Annotated in this window: 26 protein-coding genes; 19 read left to right on the top strand and 7 right to left on the bottom strand. The window is 44.9% G+C overall.

Features of this window, described 5'->3' with window-relative positions; genetic code table 11:
* Nucleotides 1-108: 108 nt before the first annotated feature.
* Complete coding sequence (locus Q9R36_RS19340; protein WP_009793185.1) at nt 109-426, bottom strand: hypothetical protein; 318 nt, start codon at nt 424-426, stop codon at nt 109-111.
* Between the two features lie 160 nt (nt 427-586).
* Between Q9R36_RS19340 and Q9R36_RS19335 the strand changes: the two genes are divergently transcribed.
* From Q9R36_RS19335 to Q9R36_RS19300, 8 genes are all read left to right on the top strand, one after another.
* Nucleotides 587-1,822: a hemolysin family protein gene (locus Q9R36_RS19335; protein ID WP_311225746.1), complete on the top strand. Its 1,236-nt coding sequence runs from the start codon at nt 587-589 to the stop codon at nt 1,820-1,822.
* A gap of 168 nt (nt 1,823-1,990) precedes the next feature.
* Nucleotides 1,991-2,773, top strand: coding sequence for a helix-turn-helix domain-containing protein (locus Q9R36_RS19330; protein WP_311225745.1), 783 nt, complete (start codon nt 1,991-1,993; stop codon nt 2,771-2,773).
* A 54-nt stretch (nt 2,774-2,827) separates the two neighbouring features.
* Nucleotides 2,828-3,289, top strand: coding sequence for an SRPBCC family protein (locus Q9R36_RS19325; protein WP_009793188.1), 462 nt, complete (start codon nt 2,828-2,830; stop codon nt 3,287-3,289).
* A gap of 16 nt (nt 3,290-3,305) precedes the next feature.
* A complete protein-coding gene (locus tag Q9R36_RS19320) occupies nt 3,306-3,665 on the top strand; it encodes a VOC family protein (protein WP_311225744.1) in 360 nt (119 codons plus the stop codon).
* A gap of 83 nt (nt 3,666-3,748) precedes the next feature.
* Nucleotides 3,749-5,212, top strand: a complete 1,464-nt coding sequence (locus tag Q9R36_RS19315; RefSeq protein ID WP_311225743.1) for an esterase/lipase family protein — start codon at nt 3,749-3,751, stop codon at nt 5,210-5,212.
* A 178-nt stretch (nt 5,213-5,390) separates the two neighbouring features.
* Entirely contained in the window at nt 5,391-6,440 is a 1,050-nt protein-coding gene (locus tag Q9R36_RS19310) for an ArsR/SmtB family transcription factor (protein WP_311225742.1), read from the top strand.
* The gene (locus Q9R36_RS19305) at nt 6,437-7,660 is read left to right on the top strand and encodes an MFS transporter (protein ID WP_306009260.1); all 1,224 of its coding nucleotides are present in this window, start codon (nt 6,437-6,439) and stop codon (nt 7,658-7,660) included. Before Q9R36_RS19310 ends, Q9R36_RS19305 begins: the two co-directional genes overlap by 4 nt.
* A gap of 150 nt (nt 7,661-7,810) precedes the next feature.
* Nucleotides 7,811-8,386, top strand: coding sequence for a ribonuclease FAU-1 family protein (locus Q9R36_RS19300; RefSeq protein ID WP_129612592.1), 576 nt, complete (start codon nt 7,811-7,813; stop codon nt 8,384-8,386).
* A 9-nt stretch (nt 8,387-8,395) separates the two neighbouring features.
* On the opposite strand, the gene Q9R36_RS19295 is transcribed toward Q9R36_RS19300, so the two are convergent.
* Together Q9R36_RS19295 and Q9R36_RS19290 are read right to left on the bottom strand one after the other, a co-directional pair.
* Entirely contained in the window at nt 8,396-9,067 is a 672-nt protein-coding gene (locus tag Q9R36_RS19295; protein WP_129612593.1) for a hypothetical protein, read from the bottom strand.
* A gap of 29 nt (nt 9,068-9,096) precedes the next feature.
* Nucleotides 9,097-9,576 (bottom strand): Hsp20/alpha crystallin family protein, encoded by a 480-nt coding sequence (locus tag Q9R36_RS19290; RefSeq protein WP_009793195.1) that lies wholly within the window; start codon nt 9,574-9,576, stop codon nt 9,097-9,099.
* Nucleotides 9,577-9,763: 187 nt separating this feature from the next.
* Here Q9R36_RS19290 and Q9R36_RS19285 point away from each other — a divergent pair, with 187 nt between their 5' ends.
* Together Q9R36_RS19285 and Q9R36_RS19280 are read left to right on the top strand one after the other, a co-directional pair.
* Nucleotides 9,764-10,264, top strand: a complete 501-nt coding sequence (locus tag Q9R36_RS19285) for a GNAT family N-acetyltransferase (RefSeq protein WP_311225741.1) — start codon at nt 9,764-9,766, stop codon at nt 10,262-10,264.
* Nucleotides 10,265-10,377: 113 nt separating this feature from the next.
* Nucleotides 10,378-11,445: a hypothetical protein gene (locus Q9R36_RS19280; protein ID WP_311225740.1), complete on the top strand. Its 1,068-nt coding sequence runs from the start codon at nt 10,378-10,380 to the stop codon at nt 11,443-11,445.
* Between the two features lie 27 nt (nt 11,446-11,472).
* On the opposite strand, the gene Q9R36_RS19275 is transcribed toward Q9R36_RS19280, so the two are convergent.
* Nucleotides 11,473-11,706 (bottom strand): hypothetical protein, encoded by a 234-nt coding sequence (locus Q9R36_RS19275; RefSeq protein ID WP_022544026.1) that lies wholly within the window; start codon nt 11,704-11,706, stop codon nt 11,473-11,475.
* Between the two features lie 12 nt (nt 11,707-11,718).
* Nucleotides 11,719-11,970 (bottom strand): hypothetical protein, encoded by a 252-nt coding sequence (locus Q9R36_RS19270; RefSeq protein ID WP_009793199.1) that lies wholly within the window; start codon nt 11,968-11,970, stop codon nt 11,719-11,721.
* Between the two features lie 88 nt (nt 11,971-12,058).
* Here Q9R36_RS19270 and Q9R36_RS19265 point away from each other — a divergent pair, with 88 nt between their 5' ends.
* The 6 genes from Q9R36_RS19265 to sigH all read left to right on the top strand — a co-directional run bounded on the left by Q9R36_RS19265 (nt 12,059) and on the right by sigH (nt 17,353).
* Nucleotides 12,059-12,289, top strand: coding sequence for a hypothetical protein (locus tag Q9R36_RS19265; RefSeq protein ID WP_009793200.1), 231 nt, complete (start codon nt 12,059-12,061; stop codon nt 12,287-12,289).
* Nucleotides 12,290-12,484: 195 nt separating this feature from the next.
* On the top strand, nt 12,485-12,970 hold the full coding sequence (locus Q9R36_RS19260) for a nitroreductase family protein (RefSeq protein ID WP_311225739.1): 486 nt from the start codon (nt 12,485-12,487) through the stop codon (nt 12,968-12,970).
* A 208-nt stretch (nt 12,971-13,178) separates the two neighbouring features.
* Nucleotides 13,179-13,835, top strand: coding sequence for a molybdate ABC transporter permease subunit (gene modB / locus Q9R36_RS19255; RefSeq protein WP_009793202.1), 657 nt, complete (start codon nt 13,179-13,181; stop codon nt 13,833-13,835).
* A 96-nt stretch (nt 13,836-13,931) separates the two neighbouring features.
* Nucleotides 13,932-15,521 (top strand): M2 family metallopeptidase, encoded by a 1,590-nt coding sequence (locus Q9R36_RS19250; protein ID WP_311225738.1) that lies wholly within the window; start codon nt 13,932-13,934, stop codon nt 15,519-15,521.
* A 64-nt stretch (nt 15,522-15,585) separates the two neighbouring features.
* Nucleotides 15,586-16,452 carry a PhzF family phenazine biosynthesis protein gene (locus tag Q9R36_RS19245; protein ID WP_094768901.1) on the top strand — a complete coding sequence of 289 codons (867 nt, stop codon included), beginning with the start codon at nt 15,586-15,588 and terminating at the stop codon, nt 16,450-16,452.
* Nucleotides 16,453-16,702: 250 nt separating this feature from the next.
* Nucleotides 16,703-17,353, top strand: a complete 651-nt coding sequence (gene sigH, locus Q9R36_RS19240; RefSeq protein WP_009793205.1) for an RNA polymerase sporulation sigma factor SigH — start codon at nt 16,703-16,705, stop codon at nt 17,351-17,353.
* Nucleotides 17,354-17,473: 120 nt separating this feature from the next.
* Here sigH and Q9R36_RS19235 read toward each other — a convergent pair whose 3' ends face one another.
* Entirely contained in the window at nt 17,474-17,929 is a 456-nt protein-coding gene (locus Q9R36_RS19235; protein WP_170939538.1) for a YflT domain-containing protein, read from the bottom strand.
* A gap of 232 nt (nt 17,930-18,161) precedes the next feature.
* On the opposite strand from Q9R36_RS19235, the gene Q9R36_RS19230 reads away from it, so the two are divergent.
* Nucleotides 18,162-18,983, top strand: a complete 822-nt coding sequence (locus Q9R36_RS19230) for an STAS domain-containing protein (RefSeq protein ID WP_094768899.1) — start codon at nt 18,162-18,164, stop codon at nt 18,981-18,983.
* A 47-nt stretch (nt 18,984-19,030) separates the two neighbouring features.
* Here Q9R36_RS19230 and Q9R36_RS19225 read toward each other — a convergent pair whose 3' ends face one another.
* On the bottom strand, nt 19,031-19,609 hold the full coding sequence (locus tag Q9R36_RS19225) for a helix-turn-helix domain-containing protein (RefSeq protein WP_009793208.1): 579 nt from the start codon (nt 19,607-19,609) through the stop codon (nt 19,031-19,033).
* 253 nt (nt 19,610-19,862) lie between these two features.
* Between Q9R36_RS19225 and Q9R36_RS19220 the strand changes: the two genes are divergently transcribed.
* Both Q9R36_RS19220 and Q9R36_RS19215 read left to right on the top strand, forming a co-directional pair.
* Entirely contained in the window at nt 19,863-20,924 is a 1,062-nt protein-coding gene (locus Q9R36_RS19220) for an AI-2E family transporter (RefSeq protein WP_311225780.1), read from the top strand.
* 64 nt (nt 20,925-20,988) lie between these two features.
* Complete coding sequence (locus Q9R36_RS19215) at nt 20,989-21,150, top strand: hypothetical protein (RefSeq protein WP_022544023.1); 162 nt, start codon at nt 20,989-20,991, stop codon at nt 21,148-21,150.
* Nucleotides 21,151-21,245: the final 95 nt, after the last annotated feature.

Raw genomic sequence — 21,245 nt, 5'->3', positions numbered from 1 at the left:
CATTTCTTATATTTGCTCTGCAGCAGCGGCGGGGCAGCACCTGTCACATGTGCTCTGTTGCCGGATGAAAATCTTTTGCAGGCACACCTTGTACGGGCAAAGCTCCTTTTATGCTTTATTAGCTAATGAACGGAATATCTGTGTTCTAATGCTTCCCTGTACAATGTTTTGGATGAAAAAATCGCCTATCAGCTTAACATAGTCTTCATCGTCAAAAAGCCTTTTATTCTGAAGCTCCATTTCTGCCAGGCCTTCATAGGTGCACAGAAATGCATATGTATGGTCCGGCCCTGTGACAGGAGTCAGGATTTCTACTTTGTGATCGTACATTTCATTTCTGTGCTGCTGGATTGCTTTTATATTTTCAATAGCTTCTTCAAACTTGTCCTGCTTAAGTTCAAAGGTTTGGTAGACAAAGACAGACATTTCAAACACTCCTTATGCATTAAGGATGACAGCAATTATAGCTTTCACGGAAAAAGAATTTTTATACGGTGAAAAGGGAGAATAATGTTGAATAGGTTTATGCTTTGTATATTTTTCTAATATTGGGTATGATGGAAGAAAAAACTCTTGGAGGCAAACTGTGTTTATTGCAATAATTTTCTTTTTGTTTATGTCCTTTTTCTTGTCGGGGAGTGAAACGGCGCTGACTGCCGTTAATAAAATGAAGCTGAAGACAAGAGCTGAAAATGCTGATCATAAAGCCCAAAAGCTTCTTGATACTGTAGCAAAGCCGGATGAACTGATCACCGCTATCCTGATTGGCAATAATATAGCCAATATCATGCTTCCTACATTGGTCACCATCGTGGCAATCAATTATGGAATTAATGTAGGGATTGCGACCGGTATATTGACAGTCGTCCTGATCATTTTCGCAGAAGTGCTTCCTAAATCCATTGCTGCAACTTTTGCAGATAAAATTGCTTTCATCGTGTTCCCGGTTATCCGTTTTCTGATGATGATTCTGAAGCCATTAACATTTTTGCTGTCAAGATTCACAAGGGGAGTCATCCGTCTGCTTTCGAAGGACAGCGAAGCAGAAGTCAGCTTTTCCAAGGAAGAACTGATCACAATGGTGGATATTGCTACAACAGAAGGGACATTTAATAATGAAGAAACAACGAGGATCAAAGGAGTCATTGATTTCTTTGAACTTGATGTGCGAGATGCCCTGAAAACACCGCGGACTGAGATCATCGGCATTCCTGCTGACTCTTCATATGAAGAGGCGAGGGATATCGTATTGCACAGCCATTATACACGGTATCCTGTGTACAAAGAGAATATGGACAATATTGTCGGGGTTTTTCACAGCAAACAGCTCCTGTCCTGGTCCCTCGACCTTTCAAATGCACTGGATGAATATACAGATAATGACCCTTTATTCATATACGAATTCCATTCAATAGAAAGGGTCTTTAAGCTTATGATGAAAGAGCGCAAGCATATTGCTATCGTCCTTGATGAATACGGAGGTACACGCGGGATCATTACGCATGAAGACATCATTGAGGCAATGATCGGACAGGAAATCAATGACGAAACCGATGATGAAGAAGTGCTGATAGAGGAACTTACCGACTCTCATATTGTCTGCAGCGGAAAGCTGTCCCTCCATCGCCTTAACGAGGCCTTCAAAACGAAGATACCGGAAGAAGAGGATGTTTTGTCCGGTTTCCTGCTGAAGGAATTAGGCTATTTTCCTGAAGAAGGAGAGACTTATGACTACCATCATCTGCGCTTTACAGTAAAGGAAATAGAAGACAATAAAGTCAAGCAGATCGAGATAACAAAACAGGCTGGTAAAGTTGAATAGATAAAAGATCAGATTCTGCCGGGAAAATGGCAGAATCTTTTTTATTGGGAGCTGGAAAGCACACATTGTGATTTTGATAAAAAATCTCATTACTTTTTTCTCTGATAAAAAGGGTTTTGCAGGACAGAGAGCAAATAGAAACTAGAGCCAAAAGAAAAAGGTGAAAATATGAACCCAGAACAGATGAAGGCTGCAGATAAGGCGATTGATTATATGAAGCAGCATCTTGAGGAAGAGATCACCACAAAAGAGCTTGCCGAATTAACAGGCTACAGCCTTTTTCATTTCACGAGGATCTTTAAAAAGGCGACAGGAATCTCTCCGAGGCATTTCCTTAGTGCGTTGAGAATCGAGATGGGGAAGGAAGAACTGGCAAGGAAATCTTCACTGACTAAGGCAATGATGGCTTCAGGGTATCTTAGCCCGGGTACGTTTCAAACCCGCTTTAAAAATCATGTGGGAATCAGCCCTAAACGATACGAAGCCAGTATGGAAATGCTGCAGAAAATGATGGATGAGACGAAAACGCTGCTCCCTGAGAGAATGGAATCAGAGGCACCGGGAAGCCGGGCAAAAGTAAGCTGTCTTATCCAGGTTCCCCCGGGATTCAGGGGAATTATTTTTGCAGGACTGTTTCCTGAGCCGATTCCCGATCAGAGGCCTGTCAAAGGGACTGCTTTCAGCCATAACAGCCCTCAATGCATTTTCACAGACATCCCGGAAGGAACTTATTATCTGCTGGCAGCAGGGCTGGAGTGGAGCATGAATCCCCTCAGGTATTTTCAGCCGGAAACATTCCTTAGGGGGAAATGGGAAGGAACGGTGGAAATCAAGAAAAACACGGACTGCAAGGCCACCGTTCAGCTGAGGGAGCCGCTTCCCCATGATCCGCCAATCTTAATCAATCTTCCTCTCTTGCTGTTTGAAAAAATAACCAACAAAGCAAACTAGAAGAATTTTTAGGAAAAGTAAGGCAGTATAATCAGGAAAAAGGAGGAGAATGCCGTGCCTATTAAAACTGATATCATCATTCAGGCTGACAAAAGCTTAGTTTGGAGAGCGTGGACCGAATCAGATAGAATAACCGAGTGGTTTGCCCCGGAAGCAGTGATCGAACCGGCAGCAGGAGGGCGGTTCGAATTATATTTCAATCCCTCAGATAAGAGCAGCATGAATACGAAAGGATGCAAAATCCTCAGTATCTTAGAAGAAGAGAAGCTTATGTTTGAATGGAAAGGGCCTGATGCTTTTGCCGGTCTAATGAATAGTGATCATAATCTGACTAAAGTAACCGTAATTCTGGAGGATATTCCGGAAGGTGTACAAATCTCGCTGCAGCATGATGGCTGGGGAGAGAGCGGGCAGTGGGATCAGGCAAAACAATGGCATATAGCGGCCTGGGACCAAATGCTGGCGAGCCTGAAGCAGAGTATTGAATCCGGCAAAGGATTACTTTGCTGCCAATAAGGAAGGGGTAACAGTAATGGCTCAATTATGTGCAATAGGGATTTATGTACCAGACTTAACAAAAGCACTCCGGTTTTATACAGAAGTACTCGATTTCGAAGTAAACAAACAGTATGGCCCGAAAATAGTGTCGCTTGCACACGGGGAACTGCCAATTATCCTGGAAGAAAGTGAAGGTGCTGATTATATAGATAGAAAGGCAGCGACAGGGCCGGTGCTAGTGCTTCAAACGGAAAACATTGAAAATGAAGTCAATCGCCTGAAATCCAAAGGTGCTGATTTACTGATGGAAGAGCCGGCAGCTTGTCCGCCGGGGAAATATATAAGTTTCAGAGATCCGTTCGGCAATATATTAGAATATTTGCAGTTTGATTGAGGAGAATCCAACTTTCTCCTCTTTTTTTGTTTGCCTGGAAAACTTACACTAGAGCTGAAAAATTTGAAAGGAGGAGGGGTTTTATGAAATCGCTTCCAGTAATGCTGTTGCTCTTTTTCTTTACTGCTCCGCTGGTATCATCTGCCGGAGGGGGCGGAGGAAGCGGGGGGAGCCCGGGGCGATGGTATCCCGGAGAAAGTCCCAATATAGTAGATCCAGCTCTTCCGCCGCTCGTATTTATCCACGGCTACAGCAATTCTGCGAATGTCTGGCTGGAGGAAAATGATATGCCTGAAATAGCAAGGGAATATGGATATCAGACCGCATATGCCGATCTTTATCCGGATCGGGATATGTGGGAAAACGGAATGATGCTGGCAGGCATGCTTGAAGAAATCTATTATCATTTCGGGCAGAAAAAACTGGCAGTCGTCGCCTACAGCAAGGGCGGTGTGGATAGTCAGACAGCCCTCGTCCATAATGAAGCATATCCTTATGTCTCCCGAGTAATCACCCTATCTACTCCCCACAGCGGCACACAGCTCGCAGACCTTGCCAATAGCAGTGCCGCCGGCTGGCTTTCCGAACTCCTCGGCACCCGCAATGATGCAACTGCCTCACTTCAGACAGGATATATGAGCTATTACCGCAGTTTGACAGACTCCCATTCGAACGCACAGCGGATTCCCTTTTACACAATCGGTGGGACCGGCTGGGGCAGCTTTGGATCGGCAACATATTGGGGAGGCTTGTATTTGAGCCAGTATGGCAGGAATGATGGCGTCGTCCCCCTAATCAGTTCGAGGCTTTCAGGCTCCCCTGTCATAGCTGAGCATTCCTGGAATCATTCAAGCATAAAGCAAGGGTCTGTCATATTTCCAGAGCTGAATCCCTTTTTAACTGCTACTTCTTTCCAAAAAGATCATTATTCCCCCTTGTTAACTGATACGGATTTTTCCCAGGCTGACAGCATGATCATCCACGGTGGAATGGGAGATGAGCTGTTTGAAGATTCCTTTCTTATTGAAAATGAAGTAAAGGCAGCCTCAGTGTCTGTGTTGAGCAGCAAACGCCTTCCTGACCTGGTGATAGTGGATGAGCAGGGCAACAGTTATACAGCCGGCAGAACTTATAAAGATGCTTCAGGATTTTTTTCAGGGGCATATGTTACTGAATTTACTATAAAAAATCCTGTACCAGGCAGATGGACTGTGAGCAGCAAAACGGGACGCACCGGATTTCTGTATACGGTCAGCCTCGAGAGAGATAGTAGCATTCCAGGGATTAGCAAAGAGCTGAACAGCTGGAAAAGTGCGCAGGCAGGCAGGAAGTACAAAACAGAATGGATTCATACCAAAGGCAAGGGAGACGGCTATTCAACCTTCCGCGGCCTAAAAGCGGGGCTTCCTGATGCTTCAGATTTCAAAGAGGAAGGCATATACAGCCTCACCATCCAAATTACCGGCAAAACCGGCCAAGGTAAAGCATTTGAAAGGAGTATGGTTAAATCCATCTATGTAGATGGAGCAGGCAAAATTTATAAGTAGGATAAAGTATCATAGCCTTCTTATTAAAAGATATGATTCAAGGCATCGGCATACGCTGGTGCCTTGATTTTTAACTATTCGGTATTTTTGAAACTATCGGTTCTAAATATATTGAATAAAAGTTTCGGATAATTTAAAATATTTAATAATACGCCGTATCTTTGTAAGGGAGATGTCTATGGAACATATTAATCTATCCGGAAGAAAGAGAGAGAGCTACAAGCTGGAGTTCAGCCATTCCCTTTTATGGGAGTGCGCCCTTGGCATAGCAGCAGTGACCAACGGGGCGCTGATTGACACGCTTGAGCATTCAGCAAAACTTTCAGGAATCAGGTCGGGGGCCTCTCGCGGCCTTAAGGATCAGCTGGATCATATTGAAAAGAATAATACATGGAAGTCGCTGCTTCAGCTTCTGCATCATGTGGAAGCCCGCACCCTGCAGGAATTTATTTCAGCTGTAGAGAAAATGGATGGAAAAGAGCTGAAGCAGATCTGTCTGCCTTTTCTGGGCCAGGAAAAAGAAGAAGCGAGGAAGCGTGCAGCCTCCGGGCATGCTGAATCCCTTGAAGAATTAATCCATCATGTGGAAGGGCATAAATTTTTCCCGGCATATATCGCCTATATCTTTAAGGAATCGCCAGGGAAACTGAAGAAGCATTTTATTGCCAGTATGGAAGGCTGGTACCTGGCAGCCATTGTACCGGATAAACACAGGCTTTCAGCGATACTGGAAAAAGATGTTCATGACAAAAAACTGCTGGCTGCCAGGGCGTCCCCTGAAGACCTTGCTGAACAGGCAACAGGGGGAATTGCCTACCTTCCAGAGCCTGGTGTTTTTACTGTCAGGCTGATTCCGCAATATGTGTACCGTCCCTGGACCATTGAAGCAGATCTGGAAGGCACAAAGGTATTTTATTATCCGGTTTCAAACAGCAGCCTGCCGGCTGATGTGCCGGACAGTCCGGATTATTTCCTGGTTCAAAAGCAAAAGGCGCTCGGTGATGAATTCAGGCTACGAATTGTCAAGCTCCTTTTCAAGGAGGACCTGCCATTGCAGGATATTACCGAGGAGCTGAATATCGGGAAATCGACTGTACACCATCATCTTAAGATTCTCAGGGCAGCCAAGCTTGCAGAAGTGCACAATCATAAATACAGGCTGAAAAAAGAAGCGGTCCTTTCTTTGGGAAGAGAGCTCGAGAGGTATCTGAGGGGTGGATGTGAATGATCTGGAAACTGAAGCCGTTCCGTTATTTATGGGCAGGTGCAGCCGCTTCAGAAGCAGGGGGAGCACTCGGCACCTTCTGTAATTCGATCATGGTATATGAATTGACAGGATCAAAGCTGGCTCTTGGCAGCATGTGGCTGCTGTATTATCTGCCCTCCCTCATCCTTCAGCTTATTTCAGGGCCATTTATCGACAAATGGAGCCGCAAGTGGATCATGGTAGTCTCACAATGGACAAGAAGTCTTTTTTTTCTTCTTCCTTTTGTGATGATCAGTACCAGCCAGCTTGAAGTTTGGCATATTTACGCTGCCCAGATCGCTGTAGGGCTGGTGTCTCCATTTTATGTCCCGGCAAGCCAGGCCTTACTTCCTTCGCTGATAAAAGGAGACAGTCTGCAGTCTGCCAACGCTGTACTCGACGGTACAGTCAGACTGCTGTCCATGATCATCCCGATGACGGGCGGGGTTGTTATTGAGAGAGCAGGGACAGAGGTGAGTCTGCTGCTCGTGACAATTTTTCTGCTGATAAGCGGCAGCTTTCTTTTATTTATTGCAGAACCAGAAGAAGAAAGGACCATCAGAAAAACATGGCTTGAAGAATTCAAGGAGGGAATCTTCTATTATATTAGGAACCCTCTGCTGCTGTGGCTTGGGATTTTCCTTGCTTTCGTCCAGTTTGGGGTAGGAGCCGCCATGGTCCTTAATCTTCCGTATATAACTGACGAACTTTCAGAGAGCTACGGCAGCTACGGCCTCTTTATGGCGGGCTTTCCGGTGGGCTATCTTGCCGGCACGCTTCTTGTCGGGAAGGTGCGAATAAGCAATCGCCGCACTTCTATCCTTGGCGCGCTAATGGCAGGAGGATCGACTTATATCCTGCTGGCGTTTAACGCCAGTCTTGCAGCCGCGGTAGCGATTGAAGCAGCTGCCGGAATTTTTATGGCATTTTTCAATATACAAAGTACAGTCATCTATCAGCAGACGGTACCAGACTATTTGAGAGGAAAAGTTTTCTCGGCCAGGCTGTTCATCATCAGGGGGGCGATGCCCTTGGGAGTGCTTGCAGGAACCCTTTTGGGAAGCCTTTGGGGAGTCAGGCCCATGTTCCTCCTTATTGGGATATTGATCATCACAGCATCTGCAATAGGACTCCTTCATCCTTATTTTGCATTTCTAAATAATCAGACCGGTCATCAGGTACAACGAACTGAAACGGAATAACCTGGGTAGAGGGACGTATGTGCCTCCATAAGGATACTAGCTTTATGCTGAAAAGGGGAATGGATTGCTGGTCAAAAGAATAAAAAAAGTGAATATATTTATATAAAAATAGACTTAGTTTTTTGCTGTATTTACAAGGAGGAAATTTTTATGCTTAAACGGGTAGACGGAAGGAGAGGCGCATGGAAGCGTGTAACCGACAGAGCTTATTCACAATGCTGGCTCGATGCTAAAGAATTCACGGGCCACTTAGCTCTCATTGAGTTGATCAAAGTTACGGAAAAACTGACAGTCAAATACGAAGAAAAAGAGATATGCATTGCTGCCGATGGCTACAGCTGGCTTCAGCATTTTCCGGAGGGAAAATTTTATACGGTAACGACCATGATGGATGAGAACGGAGAAATTCTCCAATGGTATATCGATATCTGTCATGAGATTGGACTCGAAGAAAATATTCCCTGGATGGATGATCTGTTCCTGGATATCGTTGTACTGCCAGCAGGAAATGTATATCTGCTGGATGAAGAAGAACTGGAGGATGCCCATAATACCGGCATAATAACTAGAGAAATGTATAATCTTGCAAGGAATCAGGCTAGTGAACTGATGGCTGCAATCCAGGCCGGCAGCTTCCCGCTATTAAATTTGGCAAAAGAGCATGCTGAAATCGTGAAAAGAGAAGGTTTTTCAGAGCCTGTTAGACCAGATAGCAAAAGACGGTGAACAGAGCACTCACTCTGGAGAATGTTCTTCACCGCCTTCTTTTTCCTTTAATGAGTCAGAGCTTTCTTCTTCGCTGCCGGAAAAGTCCTGTGGACTGATGCCGCCTCCGTAGGTTGCGCCGATATTCATCTGGCCGCTGAGTTCCTTTACTCCCAGCTGATTGATATTATTGGTCAATTCGTATTTATCGACTATGAACCTGTCAATATGGAATTCCTGAAAAATGACAGGCGGAGAGCTCTTGGGGTCAGTCTGGGCAGAAGGTATGTCCACATGGGGATTTTCTTTTGTGACAGCATATAAAGCAGAGATTTCCCGCCTCAGTTCTGAATTCTCTTTCTCCAGGCGGGAAAGGGCATTTTCAGTATTCCGGAGACGCTGCTCCAGGTTTCCTATCTGTTGGAGACAGCGGCCGAGTGCTGCATCAATCATTTTTTCAACCTGATTATTTTCTAGAGCAGGGCCGGGGGTTTGTTTTATGCCAGCGGCAGGTGTCCGGGCTGTGAATTTCTTTTTCAGGGCGACCAGGCTGCCCAATTCTTTCTCGATGGTTAGGAAACGCCTGATATGGACATCGCATGTCCTGATTTTTTTAGACTCTTCTTCAAGAGATTCAATCCTAGATTCAAGCCCGGCCAGACGGTCACCGTGATCCTTGCCAAGTAAATGTTTAAACGCCATATCTCACCACACCATTAAGTCCTTGTTTTTCATTCAATCGGTATCTGTTCCTCTGGCTGGGAGATCTTCCCGTAGCTGATCTCCAGGAGGCCGTTGATAAATTTTGCTGAAAGTTTATTATCATTGGGAATGGCAGGAAGTTTTACAGCTCTTTCAAAATTCCCATGGAATCTTTCTTTTTGAATATTCTTTATACCGCTGTATGGTACGTAAATAGTTCCCCTGATGATCAGCCTGTCACCCTGGAGGAACAGCTGGACATCCTCCCTTTGGATGCCTGGCAGACCTGCCAGCAGGATGATTTGTGTTTCTGTTTCGTATATATCCACTAGCGGAAATTCGGCTGACTTCCGGTAGCCGGCTTCCCCCGGCTCGCCGGCAAAGCTGTTGAAAGCCGCAGATTCCCCGAATTGGCCTCCTGGCCCCTGTTCAAATACCTGGTTCCAAAAATCCCCGCCCTGCACCTTCTGGGCAAGCTCCATCCATTGCTTCATTTTTTCGAGGTCCATCCTATCACCTGCTTTATAAGTTTCCAGGGATCATTGTTTATTATTTATCTTATTTTCAGATATGCTATTCATGCCAAAATGATTGGAAGTTTAGCTGTTTCAAAGAAAATCAGACACATTTTTTTAATAGCTATTGGTATTCTTCTTCCTGTGCCATAATTGAATCAGTTAAAGAGGAGGAGTAAATATGATAATCAGGAAGCTGCTGGCAGAAGACGCAGAAGAATACAAAAAGCTGCGGCTTGAAGCACTGCAAAATAAACCGGAAGCATTTGCTTCCAGTTATGAAGAAGAATGCGGAAACCCTGCCGATTTCTACGCCAAGCGTTTTGCCTCACGTCTCTCTGCAGAGTTTGGCATATTTGAGAAAGGAGCTTTGGCCGGAACGGCAGCTTTGATCAAGGAGACTAAATTAAAGCTTAAGCATCGGGCCATAATTGCAGCCGTGTACGTAAAGCCTGAATATAGGGGCAGGGGAGCTGCAAGGAAGCTGATTGAAGCTGCTCTTTCTGAAGCCTCTGGTGACCATAATATAGAACAGGTCACCCTCTCAGTTGAAAGTGGAAATGAGCCTGCCAAAAGGCTGTATGCATCATTTGGATTTACTGTATATGGTGTTGAAAAAAGGGCATTGAAAATTGGTGAAAACTATTATGACGAAGACCATATGATTCTTTATCTGAGTTGAGGAGGCGAGAGCCTTCTTATTTTGTTTTCGTTGTAATTATAATTACCTTTAAAAGTAAGTTTGTGTTGCTTTATAGAGTAATTTATATTACTCTTAAGAAGGAGGTGGAATATTTGGAAAATTTAAGCCTGAATGTTGCCTTGCTTCGGAGAAAAGTCCCGAATTTAACTGCAGCCGCCAAGTCAGTCGGACTTCGTCCGGCTACAGTCTCCAATTTATGCACCGGCAAGATCCCTGTAGGAAGGGCAGAGGTCAGGACAATTGCTGCGCTTGCTGAACTGGCAGAATGCAGCCTGGATGATTTGATCATTAGAGGGGAGAAGGCAGAGATGATTGAAACGAAGATCAAGGCGCTCGATCTGTTTGCACCACTGGCTAAAGGAGGGACAGCCGGTCTTGTCGCAAGGCCGGGAATGGGGCAGCTTGTCCTCCTGACAGAGATATTTTTCCGGCTGAAGAAGGAAGGCTACAAGACAATCCTGCTCATTCCGGAAGGGGAGTATCCAGAACTCCAGGATATTCTGATCAACACCGATTTTTCTGCCGCAACCATTGAGGACGCATACCAACTTCTCACTGACCATTCAAAAAATCAAGATGTTCTGTTTGCTGCTGACAGAGCACATGTGGTAAACGGAACCATACATGATTTGCAGGGCAGGCTGGATGCTGGCGGTCTGGGCTCAGTAACGACCTTCCTCCTCGATTTAAAAGGGGAGGCAGTAGATGAAGAATTTCCTTACGGGCCGCTGGAAACCTTATGGCAGTTTGATGCCGACCTTGCTGCCAGGCATTTATATCCTGCCGTGAATCCTATTTATTCTGCCTCATCTGTCCTTGAGGGGGCATATCTGGATCAGGCCCATCTGACCATCCAGCAGAAGGCGCAAAAGCTCCTTCGCCGATATAAGGAGTTAAAGGCGCTTGTCCAAGCCGGGGGAATAAAGAGGCTTCCATCTTCTGAAACACTGGGGTATCAGCGCGGGGCATTGCTGGAAGCCTATCTGACCCAGCCTTTTTATACAGCAGAAGCATTTACAGGCCAAAAAGGGCAATCGGTGTCTCTTCAGGAAAACCTGTCTGACGTCCGAAAAATCCTGGATGGCGGTGCAGATGTTTATTCGGCAGATGAGCTGGCCTATATTGGAAGCCTGGCCAGCCATCAGGAGAAAGAATCATAAGAAAAAGCCCGCTCCAGCGGGCTTTTTCTATATCACACTGTTTTTCACTGAGTTGGAATCATTCAGGTCAGGATCGGCAATCCAGGATATAGGGATATTCACAGGCGAGACGTCTCCATTTTGTTCGCCAAATCCCTGGTTTCTCTTATACGAGATGAACTGGTCGATAAATTGGTTCGGCCCCATATTCACAATAGATGCATGGTCAAGCACATTGACCTTTAAGGCGAGAAGATTTACCACCATGGGGGCAAATATCACTGGCATCACTCCCTACAGATTTGGAATTCTCGCAGAATCGAAGGTCGAATTGGAGTCAAGCTGATCACGGTCATCAACGATTCCCTTTGTACCGATAAATCCGCTTGCATCCCCAAAATTCTGTCCGTAGCCCTGATTCTTTTTATCCGAATTATGCCACTCGGCAAGAAGGTTCTGGCCGATATTGACAGCGGAAGCATTCTCGAAAGAATTGATCTTGATTGCGCAGATGTTGATATTGATAAATGGCGCAGGAGCCGGCAATTATATCTCCCCCTTTGTTTGCTTCTAAGTATATTCAGCTCAGCATAATTTATGATAAACGGGCGTTGCGAAGAAAAGGGGGAAAAGCATGTTCTATCCTGCGCGTGTAACCATAGGCAAGACATCAATAAGAAGTTCTGATCATGGTAATGGCATAGTATTTGGCCAGAATATTACGGTGAACAAAGCCGTGAATGGAAAGAAAAATCAGGGATTTGGACAGCAGTCTGCTGACGGGGTTTTTCTGGCGATGCCGGCAGGTGTAGTGTGGGATGGTGAGCAGGATGACAGCAGAAGTGTGAAAAATAACAACATCTAGCTAGGCCAAAAAGGTCCGCAGAATTTTAGAATAACTGTCCAAGTCCCTGCATACCTATAAAGTATATACCTCCGAAAGCAAAAGCCCTGCTGCTAAAAGTACGGGGCTTTTGCTTTATGGTTCTAATCAGAGGAATTATTTGCTATAATAAACTTGACGAAAATGATTATCATTATTGATGAGGTGCTTGCTGTAATGAATATTGAACAATTGGTTACCACTAGAAGAACAATTAAAAAGTTTAAAGCAGATCCAGTGGATGAGGCGCTGTTCATGAAGTGGCTTCAAGCGGCCAGCCTTGCTCCCAACCATAAAATGACTGAGCCTTGGGATATTATTTTTGCCGGCCCGGAGACACGCGGAAAGCTGAAGCATAAAACAGATTTTGGCGGAGCGCCGGAAGTGATGGCCGTCACAGTCAAGCATGGAAAAACTGATCTGGAGACAGTTGAAAATACAGCTGCCGTTGCATGCTTTATCCAGAATTTCATGCTGCAGGCATGGGATGAGGGAGTTGGGACTTTCTGGTGTTCTCTTGGTGCTTCAAAGGCTGCGAGGGAAGTGCTCGGAGTTGAGGAAGGGAGCGAAGTAGTCGGCATCATCGCTTTTGGCTACCCTGAAGAAATCCCGGCTATCAAAGAGCGCATCAGCATTGAAGATAAGATTAAAAAGCTTCCATAAATAATGGATAGAAGGACAAGGCAATTGCCTGTCCTTTTTTATTTTGGCAAATTCGGCTGAAAACTATAAAAAGAATACCTCTAAATCTTAAGAGACAGAAAGCAAAATCCCTTTATCGCCTTCATTTTTCGGCTATAATGAATCTAGCAGAAAATACAGGGGGCATTAAAATAATGAAACTAGTTGAATATAGCCGGAGAAGGGTAGGATGACGGAAGATTTCTGGTCGCCCGTCCGGCTGTCGATTTCTGTGGCTGCCATTTCATTGGCCATTGTTTTTGCTGCAGGCATTCTTCTGGCAAGATTGCTTGCATTTAAAAAATTTAAAGGAAAGCCGCTTATAGAAACCATCCTCCTCCTGCCTCTCGTACTCCCCCCATCAGTGGTCGGATTCCTGCTGATCATCGTGTTTGGAAAGCAGTCATTCTTTGGGAGAGCGATAGAAATCTTTATTGGGCAGCCGGTTATATTTACATGGCTGGCAGCCGTAATCGCGTCCAGTGTTGTCGCCTTTCCTCTGATGTACCAGTCTGCAAAGACAGGCTTTGAAACGATCGAGAAGGAAATAGAGGATGCTTCAAGAGTTGATGGAGCTTCAGAGGTGAAGGTTTTTCTCTATATAGCACTGCCGCTGTCGGCCAAAGCACTGGCAGCCGGAGCCATACTCAGCTTTGCCAGAGCACTTGGGGAGTTTGGGGCAACACTGATGTTTGCCGGCAATATTCCCGGCAAAACACAAACGATTCCGACGGCCATTTATTTTGCCATTGACTCGGGCAATATGGAGATGGCCTGGCTTTGGACGGCAGTCATGATCGGCATTTCCTTTATCATGCTTGCAGCAGTCAATGCTTTCAGCAAATAAAAATTTCGGTATACGAAATTTTTACGCAGAGAAACAGGGTTTTTGCTGTCATGCCAAGAATATATAATAAGTCCGAAAACCAGAGGAGGAAAAAGCATGACAGCAGAACAGTTTTTACAAAAGCAAAACGAAGCCTTGCAAAAGCTCCAGAAAAAGCGCGCTGAAGCTTCATGGAAAGCTTCTACAACTGGAGAAGATGAATGGAACAGGAAGACAGCTGAGGCACAGACGGAGGTCATCCTCTACTTATCAGATTCTGAAAGATTTCAAGAGGTAAAGGAATTCCTCGAAAGCGGGGAACTAAACCAGCTTGAACAAAGGCAGCTGCAGCTGCTGAAGAACAGCATGGTAAAAAATCAGCTTGACGCAGATGTACTTAAGGAACTTTCTGAAAGAAGCTCAGAGTTAGTAGGTGTCTTCAATACATACAGAGCCGTTCTGGATGGAAGGGAAGTGTCGGAAAATGATATCAGGAAAATCCTTACAGATAGCAAGGATAACGAGCTGCGTGAGAGGGCCTGGCATGCAAGCAAGACAATTGGCAGCAAAGTTGAAAAGAAGCTAATTGACCTTGTGAAATTAAGGAACGAAACAGCCATGAAGCTTGGCTACAGAAATTTTTATGAAATGAGCTTTGAACTCCAGGAGCTGGACAGGGACGTTATTTTTGCTATCTTCGATGAGCTGAAGAAAATTTCGGATGAACCATTCCATCAGCTGAAGCGGGAAATGGATGAGGAAATTGCAGAACGCCTTTCCATATCAATAGATGAAATCAGGCCTTGGCATTATGCGGATCCATTCTTTCAGGAAGCGCCTCCTTCTAAAGCACTGAACTTGGATTCTTACTATGAAGGGAAGAATCTGGAGGAGCTGACAGCTGCTACATTTGCTTCCATGGGAATGGAGATAGGGGATATGCTGGAAAACAGCGATTTATACCCGCGGGAAAAGAAAAATCAGCATGCATTCTGTACAGATATTGACAGGGGAGGGGACGTTAGGGTCCTGTGCAACAACAGCAGCAGTGACTACTGGTCGACCACCATGCTGCATGAGTTCGGGCATGCCGTATATTTCAAATATATTGACCGGGATCTTCCTTTCCTTCTCAGAGCACCGGCACATACATTGACGACTGAAGCGATTGCGATGCTTTACGGACGGATGGGCCGGAATCCGGAGTGGCTGGGGAAATTCCTCGGCATTAATGAGCAGGAATTAAAAGAACTGGCTGGCGAGCTGAAATTGGCGCTCAGAAGGCAGATGCTCATTTCAGCCCGCTGGTTCATCACTTTTTCGCTGTTTGAAAAAGAACTATATGAAAATCCGGACCAGGATCTGAACCGTCTCTGGTGGAAAATCGTCAAAGAGGTCCAATTCCTGAATCCGCCGGAAAATCAGGATATCCCGCACTGGGCAGCTAAGATCCACTTTACCCTTGTGCCTGTATACTATCAAAATTATCTGTTGGGAGAACTTACAACCTCACAGCTGGAACAGCATATCAAGAAAAATCTGAAGGGTGATATTCTTTCTAAAGAAGCAGGAAGCTATCTGCTAGAAGAATTTTTCAAGCCGGGAGCGGCCCTCCACTGGAATGAAAAGATAGAAAAAGCAACCGGCGAAAAACTCAACCCGCAGCATTTCATATACCAATTCGTAGGGGATCTGCAGCAGGCATAACAGAAAAAAGGCCGCTTTCTTCACAGGAAGCGGCTTTTATAATGGAAAGGAAGGAAACTTTTATATGAAAGTAAACGTCTATATAGTACATGCATTCTGCAGGGACAATAAGGGAGGAAACCCGGCAGGAGTGGTTCTCGACACAGATGGCCTGAGCACCGTCCAGATGCAGAAAGTTGCCTCAATGGCGGGATTTTCTGAAACGGCATTTATCAGCCGTTCAAGAGCAGGTGAAATATCCTTGAGGTACTTTACACCGGAGAACGAAGTCGACCTTTGCGGACACGCTACTGTCGCCTCCTTCCATCTGCTTGTCAAGGAAGGCAGGATTCCCCCTGGAGAGCACACATTTGAATGTCATGCAGGCCTTCTTAAAGCAAGAGCGAGTGACACGGGAGAGATCTTCCTTGAACAGCCTCTTCCGAAAATGGGAACAGCTCTTCCTCCAGAAGAGGCTGCAGTTTCCTTGGGAATCAGCCTTGATGATCTTGCTGAAGGTCTTCCGGTCCAGATTGTTTCTGCCGGACTTCCGGACATTATGGTCCCTATCCGTTCCCGTGATGTTCTGGAATCGATCCGGCCTGATTTCGTGCGGGTGGCTGAGATCAGCAGAAAGTATCAGGCAATAGGGTATCATCTGTTTGCTTTCAATGAAAAAGGCAGTCCTGCGGCAGTCTGCCGCAATCTTGCTCCTGCAGCCGGCATACCAGAGGAAAGTGCGACAGGAACTGCCAGCGGCGCTCTATGCGGCTATCTTTATCATCATCAAAAAATTGCAGCCGGCCCGCATTTTTTTCACCAGGGAGAAACAATGAGGCTGCCCTCTATCATAAAGGCAAATCTATCAGCCGCAGATGATTCAGGGGAAATTGAAAGACTGGAAATTGGCGGTGCGGCGAAAGTGAAAGACAAGATGGTGATGCACATTTAATGCTGTATACATAAAAATTTTCGACAGCATCCCATGCACCCAGCTTAAATCCACAGCAATAGACGTCCAATCTTCTGCCTGTGCTTCACTGAGTGTCATAGTTTGTAAAGAAAGCTCGCTATTTGTTCATATCTTTTAGGCGGAAAATGGTTTAAGATAGAAATAAGTTAATAGACGGACTTTTTAGAAAAAACAATAATGGTATTGTCAGTCAAACTTCAGACTCAGAATGATAGATGGAGGGATATGAGTGAGTGCAAGCATCGCAGTAAAACTGATAGAAGACTATTCAAACTATGAAGACGAAACACTGGTGGTCCTTTTTCAAAATGGGGATGGTATGGCATCTGAATATCTTATGAAAAAATACAGGCACTTTGTCAGGGCGAAGGCGAGCAAATTCTTTTTGATCGGCGGAGACAAAGATGATCTTTTTCAGGAAGGCATGATCGGGCTATATAAAGCCATCCGTGATTTCAAGGAGGACAAGCTTGCTTCATTCAAAGTGTTTGCTGAGCTGTGCATTACAAGGCAGATCATCACCGCTGTAAAAACGGCCACCCGCCAGAAGCAAATGCCGCTTAATTCCTATATTTCACTGGACAAGCCGATATATGAAGATGAATCCAAGCACACACTCATGGATATCCTCCCGGGAACCATGGTTACAGATCCGGCCATTCTGATTGTGAACCAGGAGAACACTGCAGACATCGAAGAGAAAATAGCCGAGAAGCTGAGCGATCTGGAACGGAAGGTTCTCGATCTATACGTTGCCGGCCACTCTTATATTGAGATCTCTGAGGAACTGGATACTCACGTCAAATCAATCGACAACGCCCTCCAGCGCGTTAAACGAAAACTTGACCGCTATCTTGAAAGACGTGAGCTGGTCATTTAAGGAACGGGGAGCTCCCTTTGGAAACAGGGGGCTTTTTTCTTTGGAAGCAGAGTTGTGAATTGTCCTATCGTACGGGGATCCAATAAAAAATGAAATCCCGGCAAACGCCGGGATTTCCGATCAATATTCTTCCCTTCTGGCAGATGGTTCATCTCCTGGAGTATCTCCAAGCTGGTTCCCTTCATGGGAAGGGCGAAGCAGTTCATCTTCTTCAATGGTGTTATCAACAAACAGGACATATTGCCCGTCAAATACCCTCTGCGCAAACTCTTCTGCATCTTTATCAGCTGCACCATAGCTCGCGTACTCATCGTTTGAGTGGATACCTGAGCTGGTTCCCGGATCTGCACCTAAAAACAAGGCTTTAGCGGAATCCAGAAAGCGCTGGTTTCCGAGTTCCTGTGAGCCGATGATTTTGGCAATGGCCCCGTATGTTTCAGCAAGTGCTTCAATATTGGATCCGTCCTTTGAAACGATTACCAGCTTTCTGCTGTTATAGCCGTTGTCCTTAGCTGAAGAGAGTGCTTCCGTAAGCTCCTCGATCGAATCATAGCCGCCAATCAATTGATTATTCATGAATATTCTCCTCCAGTAGATTAATAGAATTACTTCTATCATTCCCTGGTTTTCCTGGGAAGAAACGTTGGGAAGCTTTTCCCACAATACAGGGGATTTTTTGAAAAACCTGTTGTTAAAGCTTATTGGGATACATTTCTGCAGGTCCTGCATTAACTAATTATCTCTGAATGATGTCCCGTGCTTTATAATGCGATATAATAGAGACATCGTAACTAGGAGGAATCGACACATGAAGCCATTTGACAAAATTTCTTCATATTTCAAGACCTATGCACAATCACTGGCAGATGAATTGGTGGATAGCATCGTTCAGGAATTTGACTTTGAGGTGCCAAAGGAAGAAATTCAGAATGCCAAAAAGACTTATGAATCTTTTATGAAGTTTATTGGGGAGTCCATTGTGTCCGAAACTGAGAAGATGCCTGAAGGCTTGCTGGATTGGAGTAAGGAAAATGGAGAACGGCAGGCAAAGAAAGGCGGCCGCATCTCGGACATTGTAATGCGCTATCCTGATTCCAGGCAAGTGTTTATCGACAAAGTGACCAGGATAGGAAAAGAATTTGATTTAGGCATGGACGAAGTTGTACTTCTGATAAAAAAGGTAAATTTGATTCTGGATATCAGCATCAATGAAACTGTATTTGCTTTTGAACGATTTTCCGGATTACTTTTGGAAAAAGCACGGGATGAGGTCAATGAACTGACTGCACCTGTTGTTCCGATACAAGATGGCATTGCCGTTCTTCCGCTGATTGGCTCAATTGATTATGACCGGGCCAAGCTGATTATGGAAAAAGTGGTGCCGGAAATTAAAAAACTGCAGATAGAATGCCTGATCATGGACTTTTCCGGCATTGTCAATATAGACGCCCAAATCGCAAAGTATGTATTTGATATCCGGAGTGTGCTCCGTCTAGTAGGGGTGAATACAATCGCTTCAGGGGTCCGGCCGGATCTTGCGCAGCAGGCTGTTACAGAAGGAATCGATCTTACCTCTGTACCGACCTTTGCAAATGTAAAGCAGGCCATTGAGAGCCTTGAGGAAGAATGATTAGAAAAGGGTGAACCGTCCTGGTTCGCCCTTTTTGTGTACAGAAATTATCCGGATGGTGCATCAGTGTCTTCTGTCAGTGTTATTTTGGACAGCTCTGTTAGTATGGTGGCAGCACCTATGATTTGTTTTGTGCTGTCAAAGAGTGGGTGGGCAAAGATCATATATGTATAAAGATAATTGTCCGGAAGTGAAAAGGAGACTGTTTTTCGGATCGAAATCTGTTTTTCTATGACAGTTCTTTTCATTTGTGCATACATTTGTCCCCCTATCCCAAGGCCAAGCTCATCGTCCCGTTTCCCTATGAGAGATTCAGGCGGGAATAAGGGATGGTAATTGAAAATCCATGTATATTTTAAATCCATGTCACAATGAGCGATGATCATGGGTGCAGCCTCCAGTGCATAACGGAAAGGACTTTCATCATCCGCATTAAAGGCAGAAGAGTGGAAGTTCAGGATCTGGGCAATCTTTTGCCTGATTTCCTCACTGGGATTCCTCACCCCGCTTTCAATTTGTGCATAATAAGCCCTGTCGATGAACGCCTTTGTAGCCACGGTCTCCTGGGTCAGCTTTCTGGCTTTTCTTATTTTAATTAACCAATCTCGTTTATGTTGTTTATACATGGCTCTAGGTTATCATGTATCACTGATAATGGGCGTGGCTTTTGAGACACAGGCTGCATATTTGATGGAGAAAAGGGTAGATGTATAAATTACTTAAAAGAATCTGGCTTTATTTAATGAATGGTCAGAAGTTAAAGTACGGATGAATGATGAAATGAAAGAGAGGGTATAAGTCTTTTATACATAATGAAAGTGATGTGATACTTTGCCAGGCTCTAAATGGTTTAAAATCGGCTATGGAATTATTATAGTGATGGTTATTATCTTCCTCGCAACGAAAATCGATTTTATTTTTACACCGATTGAAATATTCTTTGAAACTTTATTTATGCCTTTTCTGATATCGGGGGTTATTTATTATCTGCTGCGCCCGATCGTTTATTTCCTTAATAGGAAAAAGGTTCCTAAGGTTGTTTCCATCCTCTTGATCTACCTTATCGTCATTGGAGGGACAGCCGCACTTGTGTACTTTGTGGGGCCCGAGCTGCAGCGCCAGTTCAAAGAGCTGATGGACAATTACCCGCAATATATAGAGGGGCTTAGAAACAAAGCGGATGAGCTTCAGAACAGCGCATGGTTTTCCCGTTTCCAGGAAAACGATTATATTACCTTCGACTATATTACAGAACAGATGAGTTCATATTTCAAATCAAACTTCTCGGATTTAAGCTCCCGCCTGACGGGTGTGTTCAGCATCGTCACGAGTGTTGTAACCGTAATTGTAACAGTGCCTTTCATTGTCTTTTATCTCCTGAAGGACAGCGAAGGGGCTTCAAAGGGCATGGTCAGATATTTGCCGTATTTCCAGGCTGCAGAGACAAGGAAAATACTAAAGGATATGGATGAAGCCCTCAGCTCCTATATACAGGGCCAGGCAATCGTCAGCTTCATTGTGGGTGTCATGATGTATATCGGCTATCTGATTATTGGAATCAATTATTCTCTTATTCTGGCTATTGTGGCCATGTTAACAAATGTCATTCCCTTCCTGGGGCCATTTCTTGCCCTCGTCCCTGCAGTCATCGTAGGGTTTACTATGTCGCCTTTTATGGCGCTGAAAGTCATTCTCGTGGTGATAGTGGTCCAGCAAATAGACGGAAATGTATCTTCTCCGCTCATCATGGGGAGAAAGCTGGATGTCCATCCGCTTACCATTATCCTGATCCTGTTGGTTGCGGGCAATCTTGCTGGTCTGATCGGGATGATCGTCGCTGTTCCTGCCTATGCAATCATCAAGGTCATCATCAGCCATGCCTACAGGCTTTATACATTGAAGAAGGCTGACCGTGACCAGATTATCCAGGTTGAAGATTAATGGTTTCAATCATGCAGAAAAACGGGAACAGAATAGTACAACCCATACAACAGGAGGAAGCTGCATGAACCGATATAAAATTGTATATAAAAACCGTGAGGACCAATTCATCAGCACTGAATTTTATGCAGACTGCATCACAGACCTGATTCCGCAGCTTACAAATCTTGAGAGGAAATTCAAAATTGTAGAAGTAAAGAATATGATGTACGCACAAAGAAAATGAAAAGAAAGCAGCGCTGAATGCCGGCGCTGCTTTTTCATGCTTATCAGCAGGAAGCGGAAGGCCTGGAGTCGAATCTTTACTGTTATGAAAAATTG

Source organism: Bacillus sp. AG4(2022) (assembly GCF_031844465.1).
In the GTDB taxonomy this organism is placed as follows: Bacteria; Bacillota; Bacilli; order Bacillales; family Cytobacillaceae; genus Bacillus_AB; species Bacillus_AB infantis.
The sequence above is the reverse complement of the archived record's forward strand: the minus strand, read 5'-3'. Positions and strand labels throughout refer to the sequence as shown.

Coding starts and splice junctions, on each gene's coding strand:
- Q9R36_RS19300 (WP_129612592.1), top strand. CDS start 7,811: ATGCTTAAACGGGTAGACGGAAGGAGAGGCGCATGGAAGCGTGTAACC.
- Q9R36_RS19330 (WP_311225745.1), top strand. CDS start 1,991: ATGAACCCAGAACAGATGAAGGCTGCAGATAAGGCGATTGATTATATG.
- Q9R36_RS19305 (WP_306009260.1), top strand. CDS start 6,437: ATGATCTGGAAACTGAAGCCGTTCCGTTATTTATGGGCAGGTGCAGCC.
- Q9R36_RS19220 (WP_311225780.1), top strand. CDS start 19,863: ATGGTTATTATCTTCCTCGCAACGAAAATCGATTTTATTTTTACACCG.
- Q9R36_RS19235 (WP_170939538.1), bottom strand. CDS start 17,929: ATGAATAATCAATTGATTGGCGGCTATGATTCGATCGAGGAGCTTACG.
- Q9R36_RS19260 (WP_311225739.1), top strand. CDS start 12,485: ATGAATATTGAACAATTGGTTACCACTAGAAGAACAATTAAAAAGTTT.
- Q9R36_RS19320 (WP_311225744.1), top strand. CDS start 3,306: ATGGCTCAATTATGTGCAATAGGGATTTATGTACCAGACTTAACAAAA.
- Q9R36_RS19310 (WP_311225742.1), top strand. CDS start 5,391: ATGGAACATATTAATCTATCCGGAAGAAAGAGAGAGAGCTACAAGCTG.
- Q9R36_RS19290 (WP_009793195.1), bottom strand. CDS start 9,576: ATGGACCTCGAAAAAATGAAGCAATGGATGGAGCTTGCCCAGAAGGTG.
- Q9R36_RS19295 (WP_129612593.1), bottom strand. CDS start 9,067: ATGGCGTTTAAACATTTACTTGGCAAGGATCACGGTGACCGTCTGGCC.
- Q9R36_RS19215 (WP_022544023.1), top strand. CDS start 20,989: ATGAACCGATATAAAATTGTATATAAAAACCGTGAGGACCAATTCATC.
- Q9R36_RS19230 (WP_094768899.1), top strand. CDS start 18,162: ATGAAGCCATTTGACAAAATTTCTTCATATTTCAAGACCTATGCACAA.
- Q9R36_RS19265 (WP_009793200.1), top strand. CDS start 12,059: ATGTTCTATCCTGCGCGTGTAACCATAGGCAAGACATCAATAAGAAGT.
- Q9R36_RS19225 (WP_009793208.1), bottom strand. CDS start 19,609: ATGTATAAACAACATAAACGAGATTGGTTAATTAAAATAAGAAAAGCC.
- Q9R36_RS19315 (WP_311225743.1), top strand. CDS start 3,749: ATGAAATCGCTTCCAGTAATGCTGTTGCTCTTTTTCTTTACTGCTCCG.
- Q9R36_RS19250 (WP_311225738.1), top strand. CDS start 13,932: ATGACAGCAGAACAGTTTTTACAAAAGCAAAACGAAGCCTTGCAAAAG.
- modB (WP_009793202.1), top strand. CDS start 13,179: ATGACGGAAGATTTCTGGTCGCCCGTCCGGCTGTCGATTTCTGTGGCT.
- Q9R36_RS19340 (WP_009793185.1), bottom strand. CDS start 426: ATGTCTGTCTTTGTCTACCAAACCTTTGAACTTAAGCAGGACAAGTTT.
- Q9R36_RS19245 (WP_094768901.1), top strand. CDS start 15,586: ATGAAAGTAAACGTCTATATAGTACATGCATTCTGCAGGGACAATAAG.
- Q9R36_RS19285 (WP_311225741.1), top strand. CDS start 9,764: ATGATAATCAGGAAGCTGCTGGCAGAAGACGCAGAAGAATACAAAAAG.